Annotated in this window: 19 protein-coding genes and 2 pseudogenes; all 21 read right to left on the bottom strand. The window is 43.7% G+C overall.

The window, feature by feature from the left end; genetic code table 11:
* Positions 1–18: 18 nt before the first annotated feature.
* Positions 19–168 (bottom strand): annotated as a pseudogene (locus ACSAJE_RS10945) (flavodoxin family protein); the annotation flags it as partial.
* Between the two features lie 2 nt (positions 169–170).
* Complete coding sequence (locus tag ACSAJE_RS10940) at positions 171–587, bottom strand: restriction endonuclease subunit S (protein ID WP_458009063.1); 417 nt, start codon at positions 585–587, stop codon at positions 171–173.
* 444 nt (positions 588–1,031) lie between these two features.
* Positions 1,032–1,505 (bottom strand): annotated as a pseudogene (locus ACSAJE_RS10935) (N-6 DNA methylase); the annotation flags it as partial.
* 64 nt (positions 1,506–1,569) lie between these two features.
* Positions 1,570–1,842 carry a hypothetical protein gene (locus tag ACSAJE_RS10930; protein ID WP_458009062.1) on the bottom strand — a complete coding sequence of 91 codons (273 nt, stop codon included), beginning with the start codon at positions 1,840–1,842 and terminating at the stop codon, positions 1,570–1,572.
* Between the two features lie 242 nt (positions 1,843–2,084).
* Entirely contained in the window at positions 2,085–2,765 is a 681-nt protein-coding gene (locus ACSAJE_RS10925) for a TIGR00266 family protein (RefSeq protein WP_118691048.1), read from the bottom strand.
* A gap of 416 nt (positions 2,766–3,181) precedes the next feature.
* Positions 3,182–3,994 carry a peptidoglycan DD-metalloendopeptidase family protein gene (locus tag ACSAJE_RS10920; RefSeq protein ID WP_458009061.1) on the bottom strand — a complete coding sequence of 271 codons (813 nt, stop codon included), beginning with the start codon at positions 3,992–3,994 and terminating at the stop codon, positions 3,182–3,184.
* A 718-nt stretch (positions 3,995–4,712) separates the two neighbouring features.
* Positions 4,713–5,273: an RDD family protein gene (locus ACSAJE_RS10915; RefSeq protein WP_458009060.1), complete on the bottom strand. Its 561-nt coding sequence runs from the start codon at positions 5,271–5,273 to the stop codon at positions 4,713–4,715.
* Positions 5,263–6,270, bottom strand: a complete 1,008-nt coding sequence (sppA, locus tag ACSAJE_RS10910; protein ID WP_022025697.1) for a signal peptide peptidase SppA — start codon at positions 6,268–6,270, stop codon at positions 5,263–5,265. Before sppA ends, ACSAJE_RS10915 begins: the two co-directional genes overlap by 11 nt.
* An 85-nt stretch (positions 6,271–6,355) precedes the next feature.
* Entirely contained in the window at positions 6,356–8,413 is a 2,058-nt protein-coding gene (locus ACSAJE_RS10905) for a L,D-transpeptidase (protein WP_458009059.1), read from the bottom strand.
* A gap of 150 nt (positions 8,414–8,563) precedes the next feature.
* A complete protein-coding gene (locus ACSAJE_RS10900; protein WP_458009058.1) occupies positions 8,564–9,406 on the bottom strand; it encodes a hypothetical protein in 843 nt (280 codons plus the stop codon).
* A 39-nt stretch (positions 9,407–9,445) separates the two neighbouring features.
* Positions 9,446–10,027, bottom strand: coding sequence for an RNA polymerase sigma factor (locus tag ACSAJE_RS10895; RefSeq protein WP_458009057.1), 582 nt, complete (start codon positions 10,025–10,027; stop codon positions 9,446–9,448).
* Between the two features lie 132 nt (positions 10,028–10,159).
* Positions 10,160–11,140 carry a metal ABC transporter substrate-binding protein gene (locus ACSAJE_RS10890; protein WP_458009056.1) on the bottom strand — a complete coding sequence of 327 codons (981 nt, stop codon included), beginning with the start codon at positions 11,138–11,140 and terminating at the stop codon, positions 10,160–10,162.
* Positions 11,131–12,540 carry a cysteine--tRNA ligase gene (cysS, locus tag ACSAJE_RS10885; RefSeq protein ID WP_458009055.1) on the bottom strand — a complete coding sequence of 470 codons (1,410 nt, stop codon included), beginning with the start codon at positions 12,538–12,540 and terminating at the stop codon, positions 11,131–11,133. The genes ACSAJE_RS10890 and cysS overlap by 10 nt, the downstream gene beginning before the upstream one ends.
* A 322-nt stretch (positions 12,541–12,862) precedes the next feature.
* On the bottom strand, positions 12,863–14,728 hold the full coding sequence (gene ftsH, locus ACSAJE_RS10880) for an ATP-dependent zinc metalloprotease FtsH (protein WP_458009054.1): 1,866 nt from the start codon (positions 14,726–14,728) through the stop codon (positions 12,863–12,865).
* 12 nt (positions 14,729–14,740) lie between these two features.
* Positions 14,741–15,271, bottom strand: a complete 531-nt coding sequence (hpt, locus tag ACSAJE_RS10875) for a hypoxanthine phosphoribosyltransferase (RefSeq protein ID WP_022025690.1) — start codon at positions 15,269–15,271, stop codon at positions 14,741–14,743.
* Positions 15,268–16,764: a tRNA lysidine(34) synthetase TilS gene (tilS, locus tag ACSAJE_RS10870; protein ID WP_118691437.1), complete on the bottom strand. Its 1,497-nt coding sequence runs from the start codon at positions 16,762–16,764 to the stop codon at positions 15,268–15,270. The genes hpt and tilS overlap by 4 nt, the downstream gene beginning before the upstream one ends.
* Before the next feature lie 17 nt (positions 16,765–16,781).
* Positions 16,782–18,791, bottom strand: a complete 2,010-nt coding sequence (locus ACSAJE_RS10865) for a SpoIIE family protein phosphatase (RefSeq protein ID WP_118691436.1) — start codon at positions 18,789–18,791, stop codon at positions 16,782–16,784.
* 364 nt (positions 18,792–19,155) lie between these two features.
* Entirely contained in the window at positions 19,156–19,467 is a 312-nt protein-coding gene (locus tag ACSAJE_RS10860; protein ID WP_118691435.1) for an FtsB family cell division protein, read from the bottom strand.
* A gap of 351 nt (positions 19,468–19,818) precedes the next feature.
* Positions 19,819–22,485, bottom strand: a complete 2,667-nt coding sequence (locus ACSAJE_RS10855; RefSeq protein WP_458009053.1) for a cellulase family glycosylhydrolase — start codon at positions 22,483–22,485, stop codon at positions 19,819–19,821.
* 131 nt (positions 22,486–22,616) lie between these two features.
* Positions 22,617–23,063, bottom strand: coding sequence for a spore cortex biosynthesis protein YabQ (gene yabQ, locus ACSAJE_RS10850; protein ID WP_458009052.1), 447 nt, complete (start codon positions 23,061–23,063; stop codon positions 22,617–22,619).
* Positions 23,060–23,356: a sporulation protein YabP gene (gene yabP / locus ACSAJE_RS10845; RefSeq protein WP_022025683.1), complete on the bottom strand. Its 297-nt coding sequence runs from the start codon at positions 23,354–23,356 to the stop codon at positions 23,060–23,062. Before yabP ends, yabQ begins: the two co-directional genes overlap by 4 nt.
* Positions 23,357–23,587 lie beyond the last annotated feature (231 nt).

The following is a 23,587-nucleotide window of genomic DNA, read 5'->3' as shown; positions in this document are numbered from 1 at the left end:
TTCCCTTTGCTACATCTCTTACAGTGTCTTTCCCAATTCCTCTAATTCCTTCATGGCATCTGAGTTCTGCGACAGTTCATCTCTGCCATTAGCGGAATAAGATTTCTAGAAAAGCATATCCCATGAAAGATAGTCTGCCATGCAATCAAACTGCTTGTAGATCATATCTGCTAATCATTCTCAATCTTCATCAGCTTATCAATAACAACCTGCTGTTGATCTATGTCAGGTAAATTAATTTTAATCTTAAGCAAATCCGACTTTGTTAAACTTGGAATTGTAACAGCTTTATTCAATCTCTCAAAATCAAACTTTTTGCAAAAATAATATAAATACCGAGGCTTTAATACATCTTGCCTAGCCTCTAATCCAAAAGCTGTATCAACATTCCAAAAAGGTTCTTCGACATAAATTGGATTGTTAATGCTTCCTTTTCTTCCTATAACAACCGTATCCGCTTTGCAAATATAGTCGTCTGCATACCCCATTATCCCGCCACTTCCATAGATAGGATATGCCCCTTTGGGATTTTCAACAGCCTTCTGATTTTTCCCATTTTTTATCTCTAAAACATCACCAAATATCATCTTGTTATCATACCACAAATTCATTTGCACTATAGTTGCTTTTTAGACATATGTTTGCTATAATATTCTTGGTGCTACCCTATTCGGTAGGCGGTTAGCCTTCTCCACAGGAGTTATAGCCTTGTGTTGACATAGAAATCCTTTCAGGAAATCTAATGAGGAGGTTTTGTGCCTATGCTTACAACGGACTTATTTATAGCCATCGTCAGCTTATGTCTTACATGCTATGCTCTTGGTTATACCGTTGGTTCTAAGGGCAATGATAAAACACAAAAATGACCGCCAAGCCCTGGTAAACTAAGCGGTCATTTTGACTAAAACATATCAGGCTAACCGTCTATCGGTAGCACCTTCTTTATCAGTATACTAACATCTAACCGCTCATATGTCAAACATATATTCTTTTTTAATCAGTTCTGCGAATCCGAATTTGTTTTTCCTTTCCTATTTTTCTAACATTTCCTTTAATTCTAAAAGTTCCTTAGTAGCCTGTTCATCCAGCTTCATTATTTCAGCCATAATCTCCTCTGTTGGAGGGTATTCGACTGGTATATATTCCACCTCTTTGTATTTATTGATGGATAAATCATAATCATTGCTAACGATTTCTTCTTTTTCAACAAAGAAGGATTTGTCTGTTTTGCTTCTTTCCTCTTCTTGATCCAGATTTTTAAACCTGTGAATAATATCAGGAATATCGTTTTCATCTACCGGTGTCCTTTTGTCATCAAGAGAACGCCCATCTGCCTCCATATCGTAAAACCAGACTTTGTCCGTTCCACCGTGCCCGGTTTTTGTAAAAATCAAAATGGCTGTGGACACTCCTGCATATGGCTAAAAAACTCCGGATGGCATAGAAATGACCGCTTCCAATCGATTTTTCTCTACAATTTCTTTACGAATATTCTTATGAGCTTTTCTTCGTATGTTGAAGGTGGGTGGCAGGTGCGCTTGCATCGTACCGGATGGTGTGCTGTTTGGATCATCCAATCTCAGACTCATTTCTGCTCGCAGGAGTCGTCTTTTCAAGAACCAGATTTTTCAATCGATCCTCCGAAGTAAAGATGCCCTCAATTCTATTAGAAGCCTCTGTACTTTGGATCTTAGCCAATTCGACCAGCTCATTTAGTTCATCTCTATGAGCTTCAATAAACAATCTTTGCTCTCCCTTAAACTCGTGAATCAAGGTCAACTGTTTGACTATATCCGGGCTAAGAAGCTTTTGCCAATTCTCCTTATAATCAATGATTCTCACTTTTAATTACCTCACCCACTCTTCAACTTGGTCAAACTTCTGCATTTTGACTAAATTGAATTCACTTTTACCAGTATATAGACTGCAAAATTTTCTGTCAACATTATGAGACACAAACAGCAGGCAACATTTCGTTCCCTGCTGTTAAAAATCCTATCATCCGACAAAGATACTCCTGCCTGGAGATCAGTCTCACCATAATCAGTGTTCTGGCAATCAACTGATTTTCTCTCTGTCTTTGATTATTTGCTAGGAATCATCCTAGCAATACGTCCAGCGAATTCGTTAATATTCTGCGTCTGCAAAATAACACGTCCCGGACCTACTAACCTGGTCAGGAAAAGACCTTCGCCACCTAAGAAAATATTTTTAAGACCTTTGACTGTCTCAATCTCGTAGCTGACAGAACGCTCAAACGCCACAACATTACCTGTGTCTACTTTAAGCACCTCTCCCGGCTGCAGATCTTTAATGACTTTGTCACCATCGATCTCCAAAAATGCCATACCGACACCGGACAGATCCTGCAAAATAAAGCCCTCACCGCCAAACAAACCGGCAGAAAACTTTTTCGTAAATGCGACATTTAAATTTACTCCCGGTTCTGCACAAAGGAATGCACCTTTCTGGCATACCATTCCACCTGTCTCGCCAACGTTGATAGGCATGATCTCACCGGCTACGGTTGATGCAAAAGCAATGGTTGTGCCCGGTGCCTGCGCTGTGTATCTCGCCATAAACATGGACTCACCGGCAAACATTCTTCCAACACCCTTCATAATTCCACCGTTGGTGCTCGTGCTCATTTCAATCCCGTCAGACTGCCAAACCATTCCACCTGACTGTGTGTACATTGACTCTCCGGCCTGATCAAACAAAATTTCCACTGCCGGCATAGTGTTTCCTACGATTCTGTACTGCATAAATACCTCCGTTTCAAATGCTTTTTCATCTTTCCAAGTATATTCTAACATTTTTTCACTATACCAACAATATATTTTATTACTTATACTTCCCATACCGGAAGTTATTTCAAAACCACATATTGCTTATTATGTCAAAGAATACTAAGAATTTTGCAGCCACAACATCGTGGTTTCTGCCGACAGAGAACTATAGTAATTGCCTTGCCGCATTTACGTTTTTGGTGATTTCTAGATTTTGTTGTCTCTGCTGATTGATTTACATGCCCTTCGGAAACTCAAAGTCCCGGAAGCAAGGTAATCATCAGAGACTTAACAAAATAAGCAATATGCGGTTGTGAAGGATTTGAGGTATGGGAAGTTTGAGTTTATTATTATGTATCCACCATGCGTTACAGGCATGATGGAGTTTTGTATTAATCTAATAGAAGAAGAGGATCAACCGCTGTTCCATTCTGCTCTACCTTAAAATACAGATTACACCCTTCTTCCGTATACGCTGTACTTGGTGCCGCAAGTTTTCCAATGGTTTCTCCCGCTTTTAATTCATCGCCTTCTTTGACGGATACTGCCTTGAGCTGCCCATATGTGAGCGTGTATCCATTGCCGATGTTCATTGTCACAGTTTTGCCTGTTTCATCGTTCTTACTAACCGACAAGACTTCACCGGCCGCTGCGGTTTTAACGTTCTGTCCGACTTTGCCGCCGATGATCAATGCCGGATTACAGCGATACTGTGCTAATGTCTTAAAATATACGGCATCTGTCATGCTAAACTTCATCAATACCTTACCCTTGACGGGCCAGCTCAATCCCTTTTCTTCATTAAAGGCAAAGTGCTTCTCGTCTTTTTGGGAGGCTACCGTTGTATCCTTAGCAGCTGCTTTTCTTGATCTACCAGACTTTGCTGCAGTCTTTTCGTTGTTTGCGGTATTTTTTTTCTGCGGTTTTTTCGTCGCCTTTGGCTGTGGCGTATCACTTGGGATCGACGGTGCTATTGTTGCCTTATTTTTGTCTGCAATCGACTGATCCTTAGAATTTCCCACAGGCTGCATACTGTCTTCCGGTGCATCTGAGGACTCTACCTCTGCTTTCATAAAGCCGCCATCCTGCGGATCATTATTCATTCGATAGTATGTTGTTCCGATCGCCAACAGGCACACTAACGCAGTACACACCGATACATAAAATCCTTTTTTCTTCCACATGGATTCCTTCTCTTCAAACATCTTTTCCTCCATTCTGACTTGTAACTACAGCACCTCTCTGTAGTCTTTGCCGCTTTATTTTCCAAACTTCCACAACCGAAATCTGCACATTCCCATAATACTTTATTATGTGCGTATTTTAATGTATTGTTTTGCAGCCTTTGTGCTGCGAATTCTGCTGTAAGAGAACTATAGCAATTGCTTGGTGCAATTTGTTTTTACAGTGATTTCTAAGTTTTGTCGTCTCTGATGTATGATTTACATGCCTTGCGGAGAACTCGAAGTCCCGCAAGCAAGGTAATCATCATTTTTGAAAGGGACTTTGCGCTCGTCGTTACTTATGTCTCGTATTTCAGAGACATTAAGTAACGTGACGTAGCGCATCGTAGCGAAAGCGTCCCGTCCAAAAATGGATGATACCTTGCTAAAACGGGACATCTCAAACACTCCTACAGGCATGTATTCATCAGAGACATTACAAAACAAGAAATCACAGCAAAAACTTGCAACTGCAGCAATTGTCTTAGTTCTCTTACAGCAGAACAAGTTAGTGTATTGGCTGCAAAACATTTGCTTATCATGACACATAATAAAGTATTATGGGAATAGTCACTATCGCAGGTTGTGCAAGTTTGACTTTCTATTGCTAGTGTTGCCAATATGCAGGAAAATATACGAAAGAAGCTATCGCAAATGAGCGATAGCTTCTTTCTGTTATATTAATATTCACTTTTTAATTTCAAAAATCAGATTTTTGCTCATTGACCATCTGACCCTGCATCGGACCATTGGAGTAAATCGGTGCGCTTTCGCGATAAACAACCGTTGGTGGGATCTCGACCTCACGCACATGGTAATATACGACTCTCGTATCCGCCAGCCGATCATGCAGTGCACGTTTTTCGTGATCCGGTCCGATCATAAAATACCCGATAAAGATAATGATCTTAGACAAAAATCTTCCAACCGTCTCCCGATAAGCCACCTCGAATAATGTCATCTTGCGCTGCTCACTGCTGACAACCCGCAAACGCATTGCACGTTTTCCCAATGTTGCTCCTGTGAAATAGGTGAGCAGGATAAAATACAACACACCGAGCAGATATAGTACAATATCCTTGACCGAATATGAAAAAATAAAATCTTTCACGATAAAATTGTCCGGACTTGCTACTGTCGCGATCCATAGCGGGAACTTAACGACGAGCAATACGCATCCTACGATGATCCAATCAATGATATAAGCTGCCAGACGTACGAAAAATCCGGCATATACCTGATTCTCCGTATTATTCTGCATAATATTTCAGCACTCCTTTTCCTTTTGTGTCGATCATGTCTTTCACGATCTGTGCATCAGACTTTGGTGTTACGTCTTCGGCTGCCTGGAACAGACTGCTTACCAACGAATTCATATCGTTATCCGGCTCATAAAACGTAATGTTCTTGTCGAAATCATTCGTCTGGATAAAATCCTGCTTCTCCTCTTCATAAGAACCAACCTCGTCGACCAGACCATTTTCCTTTGCCTGTTTCGCAGTGTAAATGCGTCCATCCGCAATCTTGCGCACATCGGCATCGTTTATGCCACGACCTTCACTGACAATGCTTACAAACTGATCATACGCTTCATCCACTAATCCCTGCATGATCTGTTTCTGCTCGTTCGTCATATCCAATCCGCCGGATCCCATTGCTTTATTAGGTCCACTGGTAATGTCAATTTCCTTGATCCCCAACTTATCATAAAGACCTTTGTAATTCGTCAGTGATACAATGACACCGATCGATCCGGTCCAGCAATTGCGGTTTGCATAAATCGTATCTGCTGCCATGGAAATATAATATCCACCGGAGCACGCCTCCTGCGCAAAATACGCCCAGATCGGCCGCTTTGTTTTCTCCTTATATTCTTCCAACTTCAAATACAACTCATCACTCTCGTATACCGTTCCTCCCGGACTATCTACATAAAGCATGATCCCTTTGTTGCTGCTGCTCTTAATCATTTTGTCAATGTATTTCATGTACAGATCATGATTGTAACCTGTGCTTGCCTTCCAAGCATTTGTCTCTGTCGGCCCAATCTCGCCCTCAATATTGATCACACCGATGAAATCTTCCGTTGGCAAAGACACCGAGGCTTCTCCCATCAGATTGTTTACTACGCTTGACACATCACTCTTCTTACTTTGTGTAAACTTGCTCTTCACAATATTTGAAACTACACCGGTCACACCTACAGCAATGATCACTGCACCTGTCACCAAAATACCAACCATTTGTTTTGTCTTCATGGTATGTTTCCTTTCTGAATCCTATGTTTCAAAGATGCCACAGATCACTAAGCTGTGATCTGTTCTAAGTCCTTGCACCCTCACATTAATAGCCTACCTTTTTGCCGCTCTTTGTCATATAACCGCTGATCCTATTTGCCTTGTAATCCGCTTTTTTGCGGGAATTTGGCACTTCCGGGTCGGTTGGATCATAGTGAATACTTCCTGTCACTTTGATCGTTGCCGGCTTACCAAGCGGTCCAGGCTTCTTGCTGTTCCCCTGCTTGATCTTGATCGGTGTTCCGGTCGGCACATAGTCATACAGCCATTTTGCATCGGCAACTGTCATACGGATACATCCTGCAGACGCCGGTGATCCAAGGCGGTTGTATGTGTTTGGATTTAAGGAATAATGGGACTGTCCTCCCACTGCGATTGCATGAAAATAAACATTTCCGACAATGTGTACTGCCCATCTTGCATATACGGTACTTCCGTCCGGCTCATGCATCGGCTTTAAGGTGTAACGCACCGCCTGCCCATTACTGCATACGCTAAAGTTTCCTAACGGTGTATACGAAGAATGTAACGCCAGTGCTCCCGGTCCTGCATTCGTTGATACATCTCTACCAACGGATACCGAAAATGCCTGCACAGGAATATCATAAGATTTCGTTTTGGTATCGTACATATATACCGTCACAACTCCAGCCGCACGATTTAATTCGATCGTATAACGACCGCTTCCTTTTTTCAGTTTCAAGATCTTGGTCAGATTTGTCTGGCGTTCATTGTTAATATAGTAAAATTTATACGTCTTTCCGTTATATTTTTCATAACGCCATCCCTGTTTTCCCATATGTTTCTTGCCAATGCTATAGGACTTCTTGTTTAACAGTATTTTTTTGCCCCAAGCAGTATAGCCATAGGCATAGGCAACATATTTTCCAGTACTCTTGCTCTTGACTACCGCACTGTATTTCTTAGAAGCAAGAACTGCCTTGTAGGTGCCCTGTTTCTTCTTGCCATTTTTGTATACTACAAATGTCACTTTCTTAATATTACCCGGCAAATATGCTCCGGATAATGTAAATTTTGAAGATGCATCCTTGCGAACTTTGATCTTGAATTTACCACCCTTGGCACGTTCGTCTGCCAATGCAGTACAAGTCAGCATCCTGGACACATTGCCTGTATTTTTGTAAACTGCTTTTACTGTATAGAGACCCAGTTTATTTTTTAACTTCTTTAATTTAACCGTGGCAACATATTTCTTGCCGGATTTGCTTGCCTTAGCGGTATATACTTTCTTTCCGGCGCTATTATAAATTGGGAAAGAAATCTGTTTCACATCCGATACACTTTGAAAACCACTCAAAACGATCTTAAAAGATTTTTTCTTCTCCAAAGAAGCACTCTTTTGCACTGTCAATGTACCTGACAACGGTTCTACCTTGTATTCAGACTGTGCTACCGTAATGCCCTGTGACCAATTTTCATTTTCCAGCACGATCTTGGCACACCACGTTCCATAAGCACTGCCTGCCTTAGAAATCTTCTCCGTCCACTTCAGGGAAGAGCCGGCTAAATTCTTAGCTCCACCGATTTCCTTCGCCGTGCTTTCGGATTTATTTTTCTGCCAAGCATACACTTTCACTTTGTTGCCGCTGCCGGGTGCGAGTACACCGCCTTCCGGCTCTGTTGACACAAGCTGAAAAGTTCTTGCACTGTCTGTTGACTTGCCGGTGATCAGCATACGCATTCTGCTGCGATGAATGGAAAAATCACATACACCTGCTTTAATATCTTCTGTTCCTACCAAAATATGAACAGAATAGCTGGTGCAAATGTATTTTGCATCTGCGAGTGTGATGTTTCCTTCATAGGTGCCATTCACGCAATTATCCTCGCTGATCCTAATCTGCTTCTTGATCATCGTCTGTTTATTGTCTGATCTTCTTAATTCCATCGTAAATTCAGATTCTCTGGATGGATCAAGACCCTTTACCGTATACGTACATACCCCGTCTTTTCTGTCTGTTGTAGCACTTGCTGTGTGTGTGGTTGCTGCCTGTGTTACTGCTGTCATAGCACTACACGATAACACCATAGCAAGCATCATCATTACCACGTACTTCCAATTGCTGCTTTTCTTTACCCTCATTGTCAATCCTCCATTCTTGCTTTGCACGATCCAAACGTCAACTATGCCGCTGACATTTTACTCGCAACATGTTGAAACATGTTAAATATATATTTTGTCATGTTTCCCACATTCTGTCAAGATGAAGAATCCGCCCAACCTTTCGACCGGCTAATCGTCAAGGGCGATCAAAAAGACGACACTTGCTTGCTTTTTCGTCAACCGGTCACTTGGTATCACCTGTTCGAGATCTTTCGTCAAATAATCCGATAATGACCACGGATTCGACTGCCCATATTTCAATGGCGTTAATGGCTGGCTTGCCTGCTCAGCCAATTTGCCGGTTCTGTCTATTTTCATAAAAGTTGCTACAATTTCGCACATTTTCACACTGCCTCCCTCTTTCGTCACGGCAGGATCCGATGTATCCTTGTAGTCAAATAATCTGACTACCTTGCAGTCATCAATGGCATAGTCATTGCTCATGCGTTTGCAATAATCTTCTGCGACTTTATACGCTGTGTTCTCTAATTTGTCCTCGTCCGCCAGGTCTTTCGTTTGTTTTCCAGTCACTCCCGCATCGCCAAAAAATCCTGCTTGGATCAACTTATCGACATCAACCTGTGCACCCTGCTCCTCACTCTCACAATTTTGCACGACCATCGATTCTAATCGATAATTGTAGTGATCCAGCAAAACATTGTCGAATACGCCACCTAAATACAACGCAATAAATGCGCACACGATAACGCCGACGATCAGGGTTGCCCGCAAGAACTGTTTGCGGCAGTATGCCTTTTCATATTGTTTGCGACGTTCTCTCTCTTGCTCATCAAAAACATCTGCTTTATCGATAACCGTTCGGGCTAATTTTTCCTGATTTGGAAGCGGTAACGGAATATCCGTCGGGATCGCACTCATTTCCAACAATTTGTCCTCACTTACTTCATCCAGTAATTCTCCGATCCACGGCTCATTGTTGTTAGCTTTTCTACGCTTTGTATGAATCTTCATAATGATCTCCTCCATTCTTATGTCCATCTGCAGTTGTTGCTATGCCAACTGATCATGTTCACTCTGCAGCACCGTCTTTAACTTTTCTAATCCACGTTTCAATCGTTTCTCTACTGCATTTTTGGATAATCCTGCCCGCTGCCCGATTTCTTTTGCTGTCATTCCATAATAATACTTCTGGATCACAATGCTCGCCGTCGGCTCCCCCAAGCCCTTTATCGCCTCGATCAAAAGGCGACTCTCCTCTTTCTGTATCGTTTGCTGTTCCACATTGTGATCCGACAAGGGTTCTTCCCCTTTTTCCAACTGTTCTTGCAGCGAAATTTTATCAAATTTGTCTGTCTTGCGCTCGTAATACTTAATTGCCTGCCTCTCGGCGATCGTCAGCAAAAAAGTCTTTAGCGAACCTTTCGACAGATCGATCTTGTCTCTGCAGCGATATAATTCAAAAAAAACATCGCTGACACATTCTTCAATATCCTCTTTACGAAGACATCCCTGCAAACGGCGCCACGTGATCGAATACACCAGACCACCGTATTGTGCGGTCAGTATACGAATTCCCTCTGCCGGTTTGTCTATTAACAGCGCAAGGATCGTTTCCTCCTGTATCTGTTCCATGATTCCCCCTAAGTCTGCCATTCATCTTGTAATACGCAAATAGCTATGTTCTATCCGGTTACACAATCATATTACCATGTTCTTTCCAAAAACCGCCATCCATTTCAAAATTTGCAATGCAAAAAGACTGCCTTAATTGAGGCAGTCTTTTAATACTTGCAGATTCTCCTGCATTAATGACAAATACGTTACTCCCGCATCAAATTGTTTCTTGGATACGGTATGACAAGACTGATAGGTTTCCACTTTTGCCCCGGTCGCCTCCGCGATCGTATCAGCAACTTTGGAACTGCTCATCTCTACCTGCAGCACAACTGAAATATGCTGCTGTTTGATACGATCGATCAAATAAGCGATCGTATCCGCACTTGGCTCCATATCGCTGCTGCATCCCGGGAATGCGGCACGGTATGTCAGTCCATAGGCGTCTGTAAAATATCGCAGCGGAAAGCGGTCTCCAAAGACCATCTCTTTGTGTTTTGCTCCTGCGACGATCTGACGGATCTGCATATCCAAATCCTTTAACTGTGCAGTATATTGCTCTGCGCGGTTTAGGTATTCCTGTGAATGATCCGGATCTGCCTTTGCAAAAGCAGCTGCGATCTCATCGACAAACTTGACACAGTTAAGCGGTGCAGTCCATATATGCTCATCCTGCTCCGTCTCCTCCGCATCGTCGTGATCACCATCTGCATGCCCATGCTCATGTTCTTCTTCCTGCATGCCTTCCACTATTTCCTCGTCAACAACCTTGACATGATCCATCATTCGCAGCGTTGTTATATCTTTGCCTTCTGCCGCTTCTAATACCTTTGACACCCAGCTTTCCATTGTTCCACCATTGTAGATAAATACATCTGCTTCACCGATCGTCACCATATCTTTGGCAGTCGGTTCAAATGAGTGTGTATCCATTCCGGCAGGAACGATCAGATCTACCGACACACGATCGCCACCAATCTGCTTTGCAAAATCATAATACGGAAATACCGTAGTGACAATGTGCAGTTTTCCATCTTCCTTTTTCGTTGCGATCTCACCACAACCCGCCACAAGTGGCATGATCATGCAGACCGCCAGGCAAAAGGCAAGCCATTTTTTAGTTATAGACATGTCCAAACGGTTCCTTCCCTTGTGTCCTTTACTTCGATTCCCTTGTCCAAAAGCTCCTGACGGATCGCATCTGCTTTCGCAAAATCTTTTTCCTTCTTAGCTGCTTTACGCTCTGCGATCTTTTCCTCGATCCAAGCAACAAGCTCCGGATCTGCGCCAGTCTCTCCCTCTTCGTCCGCAAGCAGTCCCAAAGACAATACCTGATCAAAATCCTCGATCAACGCACGCTTGGTTGCATCATTGGTATCTGCCTTGAGTACATCATACAATACGGTAAGTGCCTGAGAAGTATTAATATCGCTTCCCATGGCTTCTGCAAATTTATCCTGATATGCAGCAAAAACGTCCTGATCCACTTCACCTTCTTTGGACAAAGCCGCGATCCGTTTTTGTAACTTTTCGTATGCGATTTTCACATTATCCAATACTTCGTAACTAAATACCAGCGGTTTGCGATAATGTGACTGTAGACAGAACATACGGTAAACCAGCGGGTTGTAACCTTGCTCTTCCAGAGATGACACGGTCAAAAAGCCACCTGCCGATTTACTCATCTTACCACGCTTGTCGTTCAGGTGTTGTACATGAAACCAGTAGTTACACCATTTATGTCCGGTATAAGCTTCACTCTGCGCAATTTCATTTGTATGATGCGGAAAAATATTATCAACGCCGCCACAATGGATATCCAAATATTCACCCAAATGCTTCATGCTGATGCAGGAACACTCAATATGCCAGCCCGGATAACCGACTCCCCAAGGGCTGTCCCATTTCAACTCCTGATCGTCAAATTTTGACTTGGTGAACCACAATACGAAATCTGTTTTGCTTCGTTTGTTTTCATCCTCTTCCACATCATCTCTGGCACCAACCATCAGCTCTTCCTCTTTCTGATTGGATAAGACATAATATTCTTTCAGCTTCGATGTGTCAAAATATACATTGCCGCCTGCTACATAAGCATAACCATCGTCAAGCAGCTTCTCGATCATATGAATAAACTCCGGAATACAGTTTGTTGCCGGCTCAACGACGTCCGGAGTCTTGATATTTAACTTGGCGCAGTCCTCAAAGAATGCCTTGCGGTAAAACTCAGCAATCTCCATCACTGTTTTGTGCTCGCGCTTAGCACCTTTTAACATCTTATCTTCCCCGCTGTCTGCATCACTCGTCAAATGACCGACATCGGTAATATTCATAACACGCTTTACATCATATCCGGCATAACGCAGATACTTTTCCAAAACATCTTCCATAATATAACTGCGAAGATTTCCAATGTGCGCAAAATGATACACGGTTGGTCCGCATGTATACATGTTTATTTTACCCGGAACGTTCGGATGAAATTCATCAATTTTTTTAGTTAATGTATTGTATAAATTTACTGGTCGCATGTTCTGTCCCTCCTGCTCTTCTTAATTCCATGCCATCTATACTTTACAAGATAATACTCAATATTGCAATACAAATAAAAAGGACAGTCAACGCACGACTATCCTTTTTGGAGAAGGTATTTTTGTTACTTATGGGGTGTAGCAAAAACTATATAATGTATTGGGGTTTACGATGGTTAGTATAGCAGTGGATCGCAGTTAAGTGTGCACAAACTTGACAGAAATTTGAAAAAGTTTTTGTGCATTTTGAGAGCAAGCAATAAAAAACAGGTCAATTTCCCCAAAATCTATGGGGAAACCAACCTGTTTTTGTAACTTTTCATCAATTCTCCGGTACTGTCTGCTCTTCGCCCGCAAATAATTTTTCAAATTCTTCACGATCAATGCGTTCTTTTTCAAGCAACAGAGCGGCACATTTATGCAAAACTTCCATATTTTCTTTGAGGATTTCCTCTGCACGCTCATAGCAGCTATCAATGATCGACTTCACTTCCTCGTCAATCTTCTTCGCAACATCCTCGCTATATCCGCGGCTCGACTGACCAATCTCTCGGCCAACAAATACTTCGTCCTCGCCCGCATAATTGATCATGCCGACATTTTTCGTAAATCCGTATTTGGTAACCATTGCCTTAGCCTGCTCGGTTGCCTGCTTAATATCCTGTGAAGCTCCCGTCGTAATATCATCCAACACAAGTGACTCTGCGATCCGGCCACCGAGACTGACCGTAATATCCTGCAGCATCTTGCCCTTGGTCAAATACATATCGTCCTTCTCGGAAATCGGCATTGTATAACCGCCGGCACCACTTCCTGTTGGGATGATCGATACAATGTGAACCGGTCCCACATCCGGCAATACATGGAACAGGATTGCATGACCCGCCTCATGGTATGCTGTGATCTTACGATCGTGTTCGGATACGATACGGCTCTTCTTCTCTTTACCAATACCAAGCTTGATAAAGGATTTATCTACATCTTCCTGCGAAATGAAACTGCGTCCATCCTTGGCACAGGCGATCGCAGCCTCGTTTAACAAGTTCTCCAGATCTGCTCCGGTAAAGCCGATCGTCGTGTGTGCGATCTTGCTCAGATCAACATCGTCGCCAAGTGTCTTGCCACGCGCATGTACACGTAATATTTCCTCGCGACCACGCACATCCGGTCTGCCAACCGTTACCTGACGGTCAAAACGTCCCGGTCGCAAAATCGCAGGATCCAAAATATCCACGCGGTTCGTTGCCGCCATTACAATGATCCCCTCATTGACGCCAAAACCATCCATCTCAACCAACATCTGGTTCAAGGTCTGCTCACGCTCATCGTGTCCACCGCCTAAGCCGGAACCACGCTTGCGGGCTACAGCATCAATCTCATCAATAAAGATGATACACGGTGCATTCTTCTTCGCTTCTGCAAATAAGTCACGCACACGGGACGCGCCGACACCAACAAACATTTCCACAAAATCAGAACCCGACAAACTAAAGAATGGTACTCCTGCCTCTCCTGCCACTGCTTTGGCAAGCAGCGTTTTACCGGTTCCCGGAGGGCCTACCATCAGGATTCCTTTTGGGATTCTTGCTCCTACATCGGTATATTTTGCCGGTTTATCCAAGAAATCTACAATCTCTTCTAATTCCTCTTTCTCTTCTTTAAGGCCGGCAACATCAATAAACTTCTTTGCATTTGGAGAATCCGGGTCGATCCTGGTTGCCCGGCTCTTACCGAAATCCATCATCTTCGAGCCACTTGCGCCGGCTCCTCCACCTGTCTGTGCGGACAAAAAGGTAAACAGCAAAAACAACGCTACTAATCCAAATCCACACGGCAGCAATACGGTAATGATCCAAGACGGTTTATCCACGTCGTTGATAACATAATTTTGTGCAAGTTTGCTGTCTGTTTTTATAATCTCTTCTACATCTTTTATGTCAGTACAATTAAAATGTTTACTTCGCTTGTTCTCATAATTCGCACGCACAACACCTGTCGGTGTTTCCTCATTCGGCGTGATCTCCACGGAAGTGACCTTACCTGCTTTCACATCCTGCTTGAAGTCTTCCACATTATACTGACTGCCGGTGCTGCTAGTCATAATACTCGAAATATACATCGCAATTCCAATGATCGCGAGTACGAGCACATAAAAACCAGCTCCACCTGATCTCATCTGTCTGTTCATGAACATCTCCTTTTATTCGTCTACAAATTCCACCTCACCCAGATAAGGAAGATTACGATATTTCTGTGCATAATCGAGTCCATAGCCTACGATGAATTTGTCTGGAACGACAAAACCAGTGTAATCTACCTCTACATCTACTTCTCTACGATCCGGTTTATCCAACAATGTGGCAATCTTCAGGCTGGCTGGATTGCGTGCTGCAAGCAGTCCACAAATTTTAGATAGTGTGTTTCCTGAATCGATAATATCTTCCACGATCAGGCAGTGACGACCATCAATATCATCGTCAAGGTCTTTCGTGATCATCAATTGTCCGGAACTTTTGACCTCATTTCCATAGCTGGATGCTGCCATAAAATCCATAGAAACCGGCACGGTAATTTTCTTAGCAAGATCTGCGCAAAAAAAGACACTGCCACGCAAAATACAGATCATATGGATCTGCTTTCCCTCATAATCCTTATTGATGCGTGTTGCGATCTCCGTTACCATCTGATCAATTTGTTCCTTACTATACATTTCATGAATAACTTCTTTCATGATACTCCACCTTTCTCCTTCGTCTGGATATTGTGCGCTAACTGCGCTGTAATAATGTGTTTTGTTGCCTCTGTCACGTAAAAAGCAGCACTTACACGTCCAAGCTCCGGAATCCAGATAATATGTTTTCCCATTGCAAGTACCGGTATACTGCCTCTTTTGTCAACCGAGATTTTAGCATCGATAAAGATACGCGCCAGTGTCTTCGTCCCGCCTGCGCCCGTCAACTGCAAGTAATCTCCTTCTTGCGGGAACCGCCAAACCGGTCCGTTGTCTCTATCAAAATGTCCGCGATCCGCCTCTTTCTCTGTCGGATCAGCCAAAACATCAGCATACATTCTATCACAATCAAACCATTTCGTACAGTCATTTTTCGGAACATTTTGTGGCAAATCATCTCGCTGTGTCAGCCGTAACGTAATTACCATCTCCTGTCCGTTCGAATCCTGTAACACGGTCCGCTCATCGAACCGTAGCGGAATCAGCGTATTGCGATGCACATTGGACTGCATGTCAACCCGGATCCATATCTTGTCGTAATCTTTGCCTGCTCGCATGTGATATGGAAGATCCAGCCGTTTGCCGGTCGCGCCTTCTGCCAGCCGAAGCAGTGCATCAACATGCACTCTGCCGATATCCTTTCGGCTTCCACAGACCTGTTCCATTATATGCATCAACAGTTGTCCCTGCAAATATGGATCGACCTGTTTCCACTCATCCACGGAAAAACAAAAGGTATCTCCATCACGATATACCAAGCGTTCATATTGTTCCAACATTTGACGCTCTATATAATCCCACGCTCTTTGACAATCTTCTGCCAGTTCCACCAAATGTCTGCGCGCCATCGGCTGTATTTCCTGCTCTATATAAGGAAATACCCGGTTACGGATCTTATTACGCGTGTATTTTTCTTCTCGATTGGTGGCATCCTCTCTCCAACCGTCCCCGTTTCCCCGGACTATCTGCTCAATCTGCTGTCGATCCAGACACAATAACGGTCGAATAATATTAGCGCGCCCGGCGCGCATTCCGCACACGCCCCGCAAACCACTCCCCCGCAAGATCTGCCATAGAACAGTCTCAGCCTGATCATCTCGATGATGCGCTACTGCAATTTTGTCAAAATTCAGTTCTTTTCGCACTTCTTCAAAACACCGATAACGGTAATTACGGCCTGCCTCTTCCTCCGATAATCCCTGTTCTTTGGCAAGCTGTGGAATATCCATTTCATATAGTCGAAAAGAAATGTTATATTTAGCTGCCAGTCTCTGTGCAAAAGCCGCATCTTCATCTGCTGCCGTTCCTCGGATCCCATGATGTACGTGTACGCAGACAAGCCGAAGCTGCCACTCATTTCTTAGTGCCGCTAATACCTGCAGCAGGCATACCGAATCCATCCCACCGGATAAACCGATCACAATGCCGTCTCCGTTCGTTAACAGCTCATGTTCTACGCAATATTGATTTATCGTATCGTATACTTTCTTCACGTTTTGCTCTATCCTCTCTATTTCTGTGTCCGCAAATTATCACTGATTTCCGTAACGATCACACTCATATCGTCCGGCACACTGCCGCCACACTCACAGATTGCTTCTTCTAATAATGCATCTGCGATTTCTTCCGGGGGGCGTCCCTGCCACTGTTCCATAAATCCGGCCAGTCCGTGTTCCATACCGGGCAGCATATCTGCTACGCCATCTGTCATCATTATAACATAATCCCCTGCAGATATGTCCATTTTTCTTGTATACGGGATTACATCCTTTCCCGCTCCGATCGGCAGCGCCTGGCCTTCGACACATGTAATCTCCCCCTCATGATACAGATAAGTAGCTGTTGCACCGTTTTTTAACAACTGACAATGCTTTTTATATAGGTTCAGCACCAAAATATCTGCCGTCACATAGCGCTCTGTTTCCTCACAGGATAAATACACGGAATTGATCAGTTTAAGTGCAGAAGTCTGCGAAAATCCCGCCTCCGCCATCTGCTCCAATAACTCGATCACCAGACTGCTCTCCGAAAAAGCATCCTGCCCACTCCCCATGCCATCAGATAATGCAATAAGCATCTCCCCGCTTGGTAAAGGCAAACAGGTAAATACATCTCCGGATACTTCTTCACCATCCTTGACTCTTCTGGAAACACCCGCTTCCGCCACCAACGGCGTATCCTCTTCAAACACAAAATATGTCATATCACGGCTGACGATCTGCCTGGACTGCTCTCCTACACGAATCGGTTTTTGGAGCACTTCCTGCAATACGGCAGCAACCTCTTTGGCAGTAACCAGCCGACCACGCACAGTGCGCGCACGCATATGTATTTCCAGCCTTCCATCCCTTTTCTCGTAAAACATGATCCCTAGCGCTTTTACCCGTTTTGCCTGCAGTTTCTTGCCTACCTTTCCTGCAGCATCTGCCGGAAGATCTCTTGTGCGTTCCATCTCTTCTGCCAATCCGCCTACCAATTTGCCAACTTCCTCCATCTGTCCTGCAATGACCTGTCTATTCTCCGACATTTTATTTTGTACGCCCATCATCATACGTGCCATCTGCAGATTTTGATTTGTCTCCGAAACAAAACGCTCTAAATGTATGCACTCCCGCAGAAAACGTGCCGGCATTTGTTCGGGCACTAATATCCCCTGTTCCTGTGCTAACAGCAAGGTTCCAAACATCTCTGAGCTTGCAAGCTCCAGCTGTCCCATACAATTTTCGCGATTTTCACACCGATCACAGACCTGTTCAGAAATGCCATCCATAAACTCACGCATCTCATGCCTCGTCATACGAAACTGCTTATCTGACTGATTGGCTAATGCTTTGGATAATTTTTGAAACGAATCTGAAAATTCATGGAGTCTGTGCTTCATAAGCTCTTTCCATTCATTGCCACTTTCCATCGGATGCAGATACAATCCCACTAAATACCCTGTAAATGCAAGCAGTATCCAGATCATAATTTCCGTCAAAGATAGCTTTGTAAACGACTCCCGCGGAAATCCCCATAATGCGGCCCCTGCAAGGACCCCCAAACTGATGACCTCCTCTTTGCCCGGTCGCGATTCTCTGGTCCCATGCAGCAAATACACAATACCTCCATGAAAAATTCTTGTGACAGCAAGCATCAATACTGCTTCAAGCGTTGCCAAAAAAATACTTGTTCCACTATACGGAACAAGCAAATACCTTGTTCCCGACATGACCCATGTTGCCGCTGCCAACAAAAAGGCGGCATGTCCCATCTTTACCGTTATCCTCCGCCTTTTCAAAAAGTCTGCAGCCAGCCACAGCGCTAACATTCCGGCCCCATACGCCAACACCGTGTCCAATGCAAATACGGTACTCATCCCCAGTAATATGGTAATGGCAACCGGTAATACGGCGCCACCCTCTGCAAACCCTGCCGCAAAAAAGGCAGGTGCCACCGGATTCATTCCGTAAATAGACACTCTTCCCAGCAAAAAGCCGAGCAACACCTGCACTAACATTTTTTTCTGAATTGTTTTCATTGCACACTACTCCTTATCTTGCCTGATTTTTCGGGATCAGACTGCCTGTCCCGAACAGCGTGAGACAAAGTATAGGAAACAATAGTTGCAAATTTTGTCAAATCTCAGTACCACGAAAAAAAAGAAATCGACACCGCACCCTTCGAAACGACGCTGCTTCATTTTCTAAAATAAGGGCAACAGAAAAAGCCGGCTCACGCAGAACCGGCTTTCCCTGTTTTGGATCCTATTCCGTTCCGCATTTACAAAACACCCCTTTTGCAAATGCTTCACGAAAATCGGTTAATATAAATGAAGGCGTAGAATTCGAAATCATTCAAGATCATTGCTTTCTAATCAGTAAACCCTATACATGATCTTGTTTTTACTTCTCAGGCTTAAATACAATCTCCCCTTTATGTACAAGCCCTAATTTCTCTCTTGCAATCTCCTCCACGTAATCATCTGTCTTAGCATGCTTCTTAAACTCTTTAATCTCAGCTTGCTCATCTTTAAGTTCGGACTTTTGCTCTTTAAGCTGTTCAATCTGCTTCTGATAAGACTTACTTTGTGATTTCAGTGTAGCGGTCTTATATGTAACTGTACCGCACAGTACAAGGCAAAGTACAATGACGCCCGCTAACGTGAACGGACTCAATTTCTTTTTCCCTCGTCGCTTGCCACGACTCGCTGACATCTTACAACCACCTCCACATACTTATCACCGCAGGGAATCATTATAAATAACTACCCCATCAAACAGCATATACATTACCGAACTATATTCTGTGTACAGCTCTTCGCTGACATACCATATATTGTATATCCCTTTTGACAAAAAACGCAGACTCTCAATCGTCTGCAAAACCGTACATTTTAAGAAGCTGCTCACTTCTTACTTTGTAGTAATATTATAACTCTTTTATGCGGTTTTCGCAACCCTTTTTCGTGAATAGATCACCATTTTTAGCAATTAAGACAGACCCTTCATTTCTGAAGGGCCTGCCTACTGTGCACGTCACCGCATAACGCTGTGAAATACTGCTTTTTATTGTTCTGCTTTCACATAATCCTTACCATCTGATGTATAAGCAAGATCTACGATCTCAACTTTAACAAAATCTACACCTAAATACGTGTTAGATGTAAGCAGGATGATCGGATCGTTTGCAAGATACTTCGGATTCAAATGAAGTGCCTTACCCTGCCATGCCGTCTCTGCAAGGATTGGCTGGTTGTTCTCATCCAGTTTTGGTAAAGAATCGCTAAATGCCTCACCTTCCTTGCTAAAGTAATTCACTGTGGATGGCAAAGCTGCAATCTGCTCTTTCGTATACTCGCTGCCGGATACTGACTCTACCTGCTCATACGTAGACTCATACTTCCACTCAAACGTATCGTCTCCCTGCCACATTCCGTTCGTGTATACAAGCTGCAGCTGTGCAGATTTACTGATCATGTCGTCATGCATGGTAATACGAATACCAGGCTCTTTGATCTGTGACCAGTCACTCTCACCTTTGCCATTGACTAAGTTGTAATGGGCGTGCCAGCGATATGTATCACTGGAAGCTTCCAACTTAAGATCCGGATAATTGCTGTTGGTCGTTGTACTTAATGTTTCAAACATAGCTCCTGTCGTATTTCCAGCCATTGTCATAACACTGTTTTTACCAAATACTTTCTGCAGCTCATCGTAGTTGACAGAACCTGAACCATTGGTGTTACGCATAAAGTTACCATTCCAGGTTGCCACAACAAGCGGATCCTGATTTTCTGCTACCGGATCTTCCGGCTTACCGGTCATTGTAGTAAGCTTCGATGCAGCTTCTTTCAGGGTAACTGTTTTGCCCATAACTTCACAGAATACCTGTCCAATATCCTCATATACAAAGTATGCATATGCTGCATTGCCTGTTCCCTTACGATCTACAATACCACCTTCATCCCACATTACCGGAACTGCGCCGTACTTCTGGCAGCTCTGGAAGAACTCCTTGAAGTACTCTGGGATGCCGTCCTTATTCACAGATACACAGCCAAATTCGCCAAAGATCACGCCGTAGCCTTTGCTTGTATAGGCTTCTTTGATCGACTCAAAGTCTTCCGCCATCGCTGCATAATCTTCTTCGCTGCCCCAAGTATCCTTAAAAGTAGAAGTCCCCTTTGGGGTTTCATAGGTTGCAGATGTCTTTGCAATACCCCATCCAAGCGGATCGTAATAATGAATGGATACAAACAACTTGGAGATACCATTTTCGCTTACATCGGTAGGCATGGTATACGTGTAATCGTCGTTTGGTTCCGTCGGGTTGTTGGTATATTTGTCACCGGCCTTGTTGGAATACTTATCACCACAGGTCTGATGAAGGTTCGTATCATAACCCGGGATCAAAAGCATACGATAATAGTTGTTGTTCTTGGTTCCATCCGCATTAATACCGGATTTACGAATAATATCAACAAACTTCTGATTGATCTCATTTGTTAATGCATACGTTTCCTTGCGCGTTAAAACGCCCTTGGTACCGCCGGTACCTTTCCAGTTGTCATTTAAGCGCTCACCCAATTCCTCATTGGCTCCCTCGAAGATCAAACGGTCAGAATAATCAATATAACGATTAGCGATCTGTGTCCACATATCTTCATATTTCTTCCAAGCCTGTGCTCTTACAGACAAGTCCGCATCACCGAACATGCCCCACCACTGACCATCCCAATGGTCGTTGATGATAACATACATTTCCTCGTTCAAGCAGTAATTGATAACTTCTTCAACGCGGTCAAAATATGCTTCATTAATACGATAATATGTACTTCCATCGCTCTGTTTCTCCTGAACCATCATATTGGACCAGGCGATCGGGATACGGATCGTATTGATGCCATAGCGTTTCAAGCCGGAAAATAACTTCTGCGTAGATACCGGGTTGCCGGCATTTGTCTCATAGCCCTTTACCCAATCTGCATCTGTCAAAGCTGCTTTCTCTGCATCTGTCATAGTCTCGATGCTTCCTGCTCCAGTCTGCTCCAAAGAGTTACCGATGTTCCAACCCATTCCCATTGCCGGGGTAATATCCTGCGCAGACAGGTTGGTACGCATCATTCCGTTATCTTTTGTAACTGCTCCATAACGTGATTTATGCTCTGTTGTCAAGTTGCTGTCAGATACTTTACCGTCAGCCACAACATTTGCCGGCTTCGGATCAGCCTCCGGTGTACGTGCCGGAACCGGTGTCTTCGTTACCGTTGGTGCCTTGGTTGCAACCGGCTTCTTCGTGGTTGCCGGTGCCTTCGTGGTTGCCGGTGCCTTCGTCGTAGTCGGTTTCTTGGTTGCTTTTGCAGCCGCTTTCTTCTTCTTAACGGTAACTTTAGCCTTCAATACTTTTTTGACTGTCTTTTTGCCTTTTTTGTACTTAACAGTTGCCGTTACTGTTGTCTTGCCGGCTTTCATGCCCTTAATCTTACCGGACTTACTTACCTTTGCAATCTTTTTGTTCTTAGATTTCCATGTTACTTTTGCCTTCTTTGGTTTGTTTTTGATGGTTACTTTCTTAGAAGAACCTACCTTAACAACAATAGACTTGCTGCTAATCTTTGGTGCTTTCGCCTTTGCCTTTGCCGCAGATGCGATCGTAGACACGCCGTCAAAAGATAACATCATTGCCAGTGCAAGGATACACACAACTGCTCTTCTCATAAACCTGTTCCGCATAATCATTCCTCCTCTTTTTCTGCAATTCAAAAACCCTGCTTCGTCCGCACTTTGCCGAACTCCGCAGGATTCATTATAACATAATTTGTACAAAAAATATAGTAATTTTATAGAATTTTTGTGGTAATTTACTAGTGTTTTCTTCCGTTTTTCGAGGTTTTCTGCTGAGAGCATGATACAGCGCTACGCAATTTTAAGTATAATACACGCCAGACTCTCTTCAGTTTATGAAATACTGCAGCACAGTGACGCCGCAATTTCGTTCGTATCGGTGCAAAGATCCGACAAAGCATACGGCGGACCGGCCTGCTAATGCCGACCTCATACAACACGATCCCACTAAGCAGTGCAACCACACCATACCATCTGATCTGTCCATCGTGCATTTTTAAGAATAAAATAAATGCCGGAACACTGGCAGCGCCCCAAAAAAACAGATCTTCCACAGCGATCCACACGGCGCCATGCGGCACCAGCCAACGAAACAAGCGCAAAACATCATATCCGGCCAAGATTGCCATTCCCCCGCACATCATCCACAAAATGAATCGCAGTTGTCCCAGTATCACTTCCATCATTGAAACATTCTGCTCAGAAAAGAAGCTGCTTTTTTCTGAGTTTCCTCCCTGTCAGAATAAGCAAAACTGTCGATCCGCCCATCAATATCGATTTCTCCCTTCTCCAAAGAAAGGCGATTAACATGCAGCTCATCTCCTTGGATCAGCAGAACGCCCTGTTCCGTCTCCAAATACACTTCCTTGGCGTCAAAAGACAACACATCCCGAACTCCGGATAATACCGCAGACTTGCGTGCATTCAAATATACTTTATGTATCATTCTGGTCTTATCTTCCATTCGTCTTTCTTCCATAATAGGTTACATTCCTTTCTCAGTCCGCAAACTTTGCTGTGATTTCGCACTTTGCCGCCGGCGTGATATTTACATCACGAATCTTATTCGCAGCCGGTTTACCAACCACTCTCTTTATCAGCTGGCTTACCAACCACTCCTCAGCAGCCGGTTTACCAACCACTCTTTATAATGTATGAGGACATGGCTTTATTTATGCTAAGACCGATATGCAGCAAATGTAACCTATGA

It is taken from the genome of Jutongia sp. SJQ-6 (assembly GCF_054161275.1).
This window is presented reverse-complemented; position numbering and strand designations above follow the sequence as displayed.

Bases quoted from the DNA above. Each gene is read 5' to 3' on its own strand.
- ACSAJE_RS10940 (WP_458009063.1), bottom strand. From the start codon at position 587: ATGATATTTGGTGATGTTTTAGAGATAAAAAATGGGAAAAATCAGAAG.
- ACSAJE_RS10925 (WP_118691048.1), bottom strand. From the start codon at position 2,765: ATGCAGTACAGAATCGTAGGAAACACTATGCCGGCAGTGGAAATTTTG.
- ACSAJE_RS10920 (WP_458009061.1), bottom strand. From the start codon at position 3,994: ATGTTTGAAGAGAAGGAATCCATGTGGAAGAAAAAAGGATTTTATGTA.
- ACSAJE_RS10915 (WP_458009060.1), bottom strand. From the start codon at position 5,273: ATGCAGAATAATACGGAGAATCAGGTATATGCCGGATTTTTCGTACGT.
- sppA (WP_022025697.1), bottom strand. From the start codon at position 6,270: ATGAAGACAAAACAAATGGTTGGTATTTTGGTGACAGGTGCAGTGATC.
- ACSAJE_RS10905 (WP_458009059.1), bottom strand. From the start codon at position 8,413: ATGAGGGTAAAGAAAAGCAGCAATTGGAAGTACGTGGTAATGATGATG.
- ACSAJE_RS10900 (WP_458009058.1), bottom strand. From the start codon at position 9,406: ATGAAGATTCATACAAAGCGTAGAAAAGCTAACAACAATGAGCCGTGG.
- ACSAJE_RS10895 (WP_458009057.1), bottom strand. From the start codon at position 10,027: ATGGAACAGATACAGGAGGAAACGATCCTTGCGCTGTTAATAGACAAA.
- ACSAJE_RS10890 (WP_458009056.1), bottom strand. From the start codon at position 11,140: ATGTCTATAACTAAAAAATGGCTTGCCTTTTGCCTGGCGGTCTGCATG.
- cysS (WP_458009055.1), bottom strand. From the start codon at position 12,540: ATGCGACCAGTAAATTTATACAATACATTAACTAAAAAAATTGATGAA.
- ftsH (WP_458009054.1), bottom strand. From the start codon at position 14,728: ATGAACAGACAGATGAGATCAGGTGGAGCTGGTTTTTATGTGCTCGTA.
- hpt (WP_022025690.1), bottom strand. From the start codon at position 15,271: ATGAAAGAAGTTATTCATGAAATGTATAGTAAGGAACAAATTGATCAG.
- ACSAJE_RS10865 (WP_118691436.1), bottom strand. From the start codon at position 18,791: ATGAAAACAATTCAGAAAAAAATGTTAGTGCAGGTGTTGCTCGGCTTT.
- ACSAJE_RS10860 (WP_118691435.1), bottom strand. From the start codon at position 19,467: ATGTCAGCGAGTCGTGGCAAGCGACGAGGGAAAAAGAAATTGAGTCCG.
- ACSAJE_RS10855 (WP_458009053.1), bottom strand. From the start codon at position 22,485: ATGCGGAACAGGTTTATGAGAAGAGCAGTTGTGTGTATCCTTGCACTG.
- yabQ (WP_458009052.1), bottom strand. From the start codon at position 23,063: ATGATGGAAGTGATACTGGGACAACTGCGATTCATTTTGTGGATGATG.
- yabP (WP_022025683.1), bottom strand. From the start codon at position 23,356: ATGGAAGAAAGACGAATGGAAGATAAGACCAGAATGATACATAAAGTA.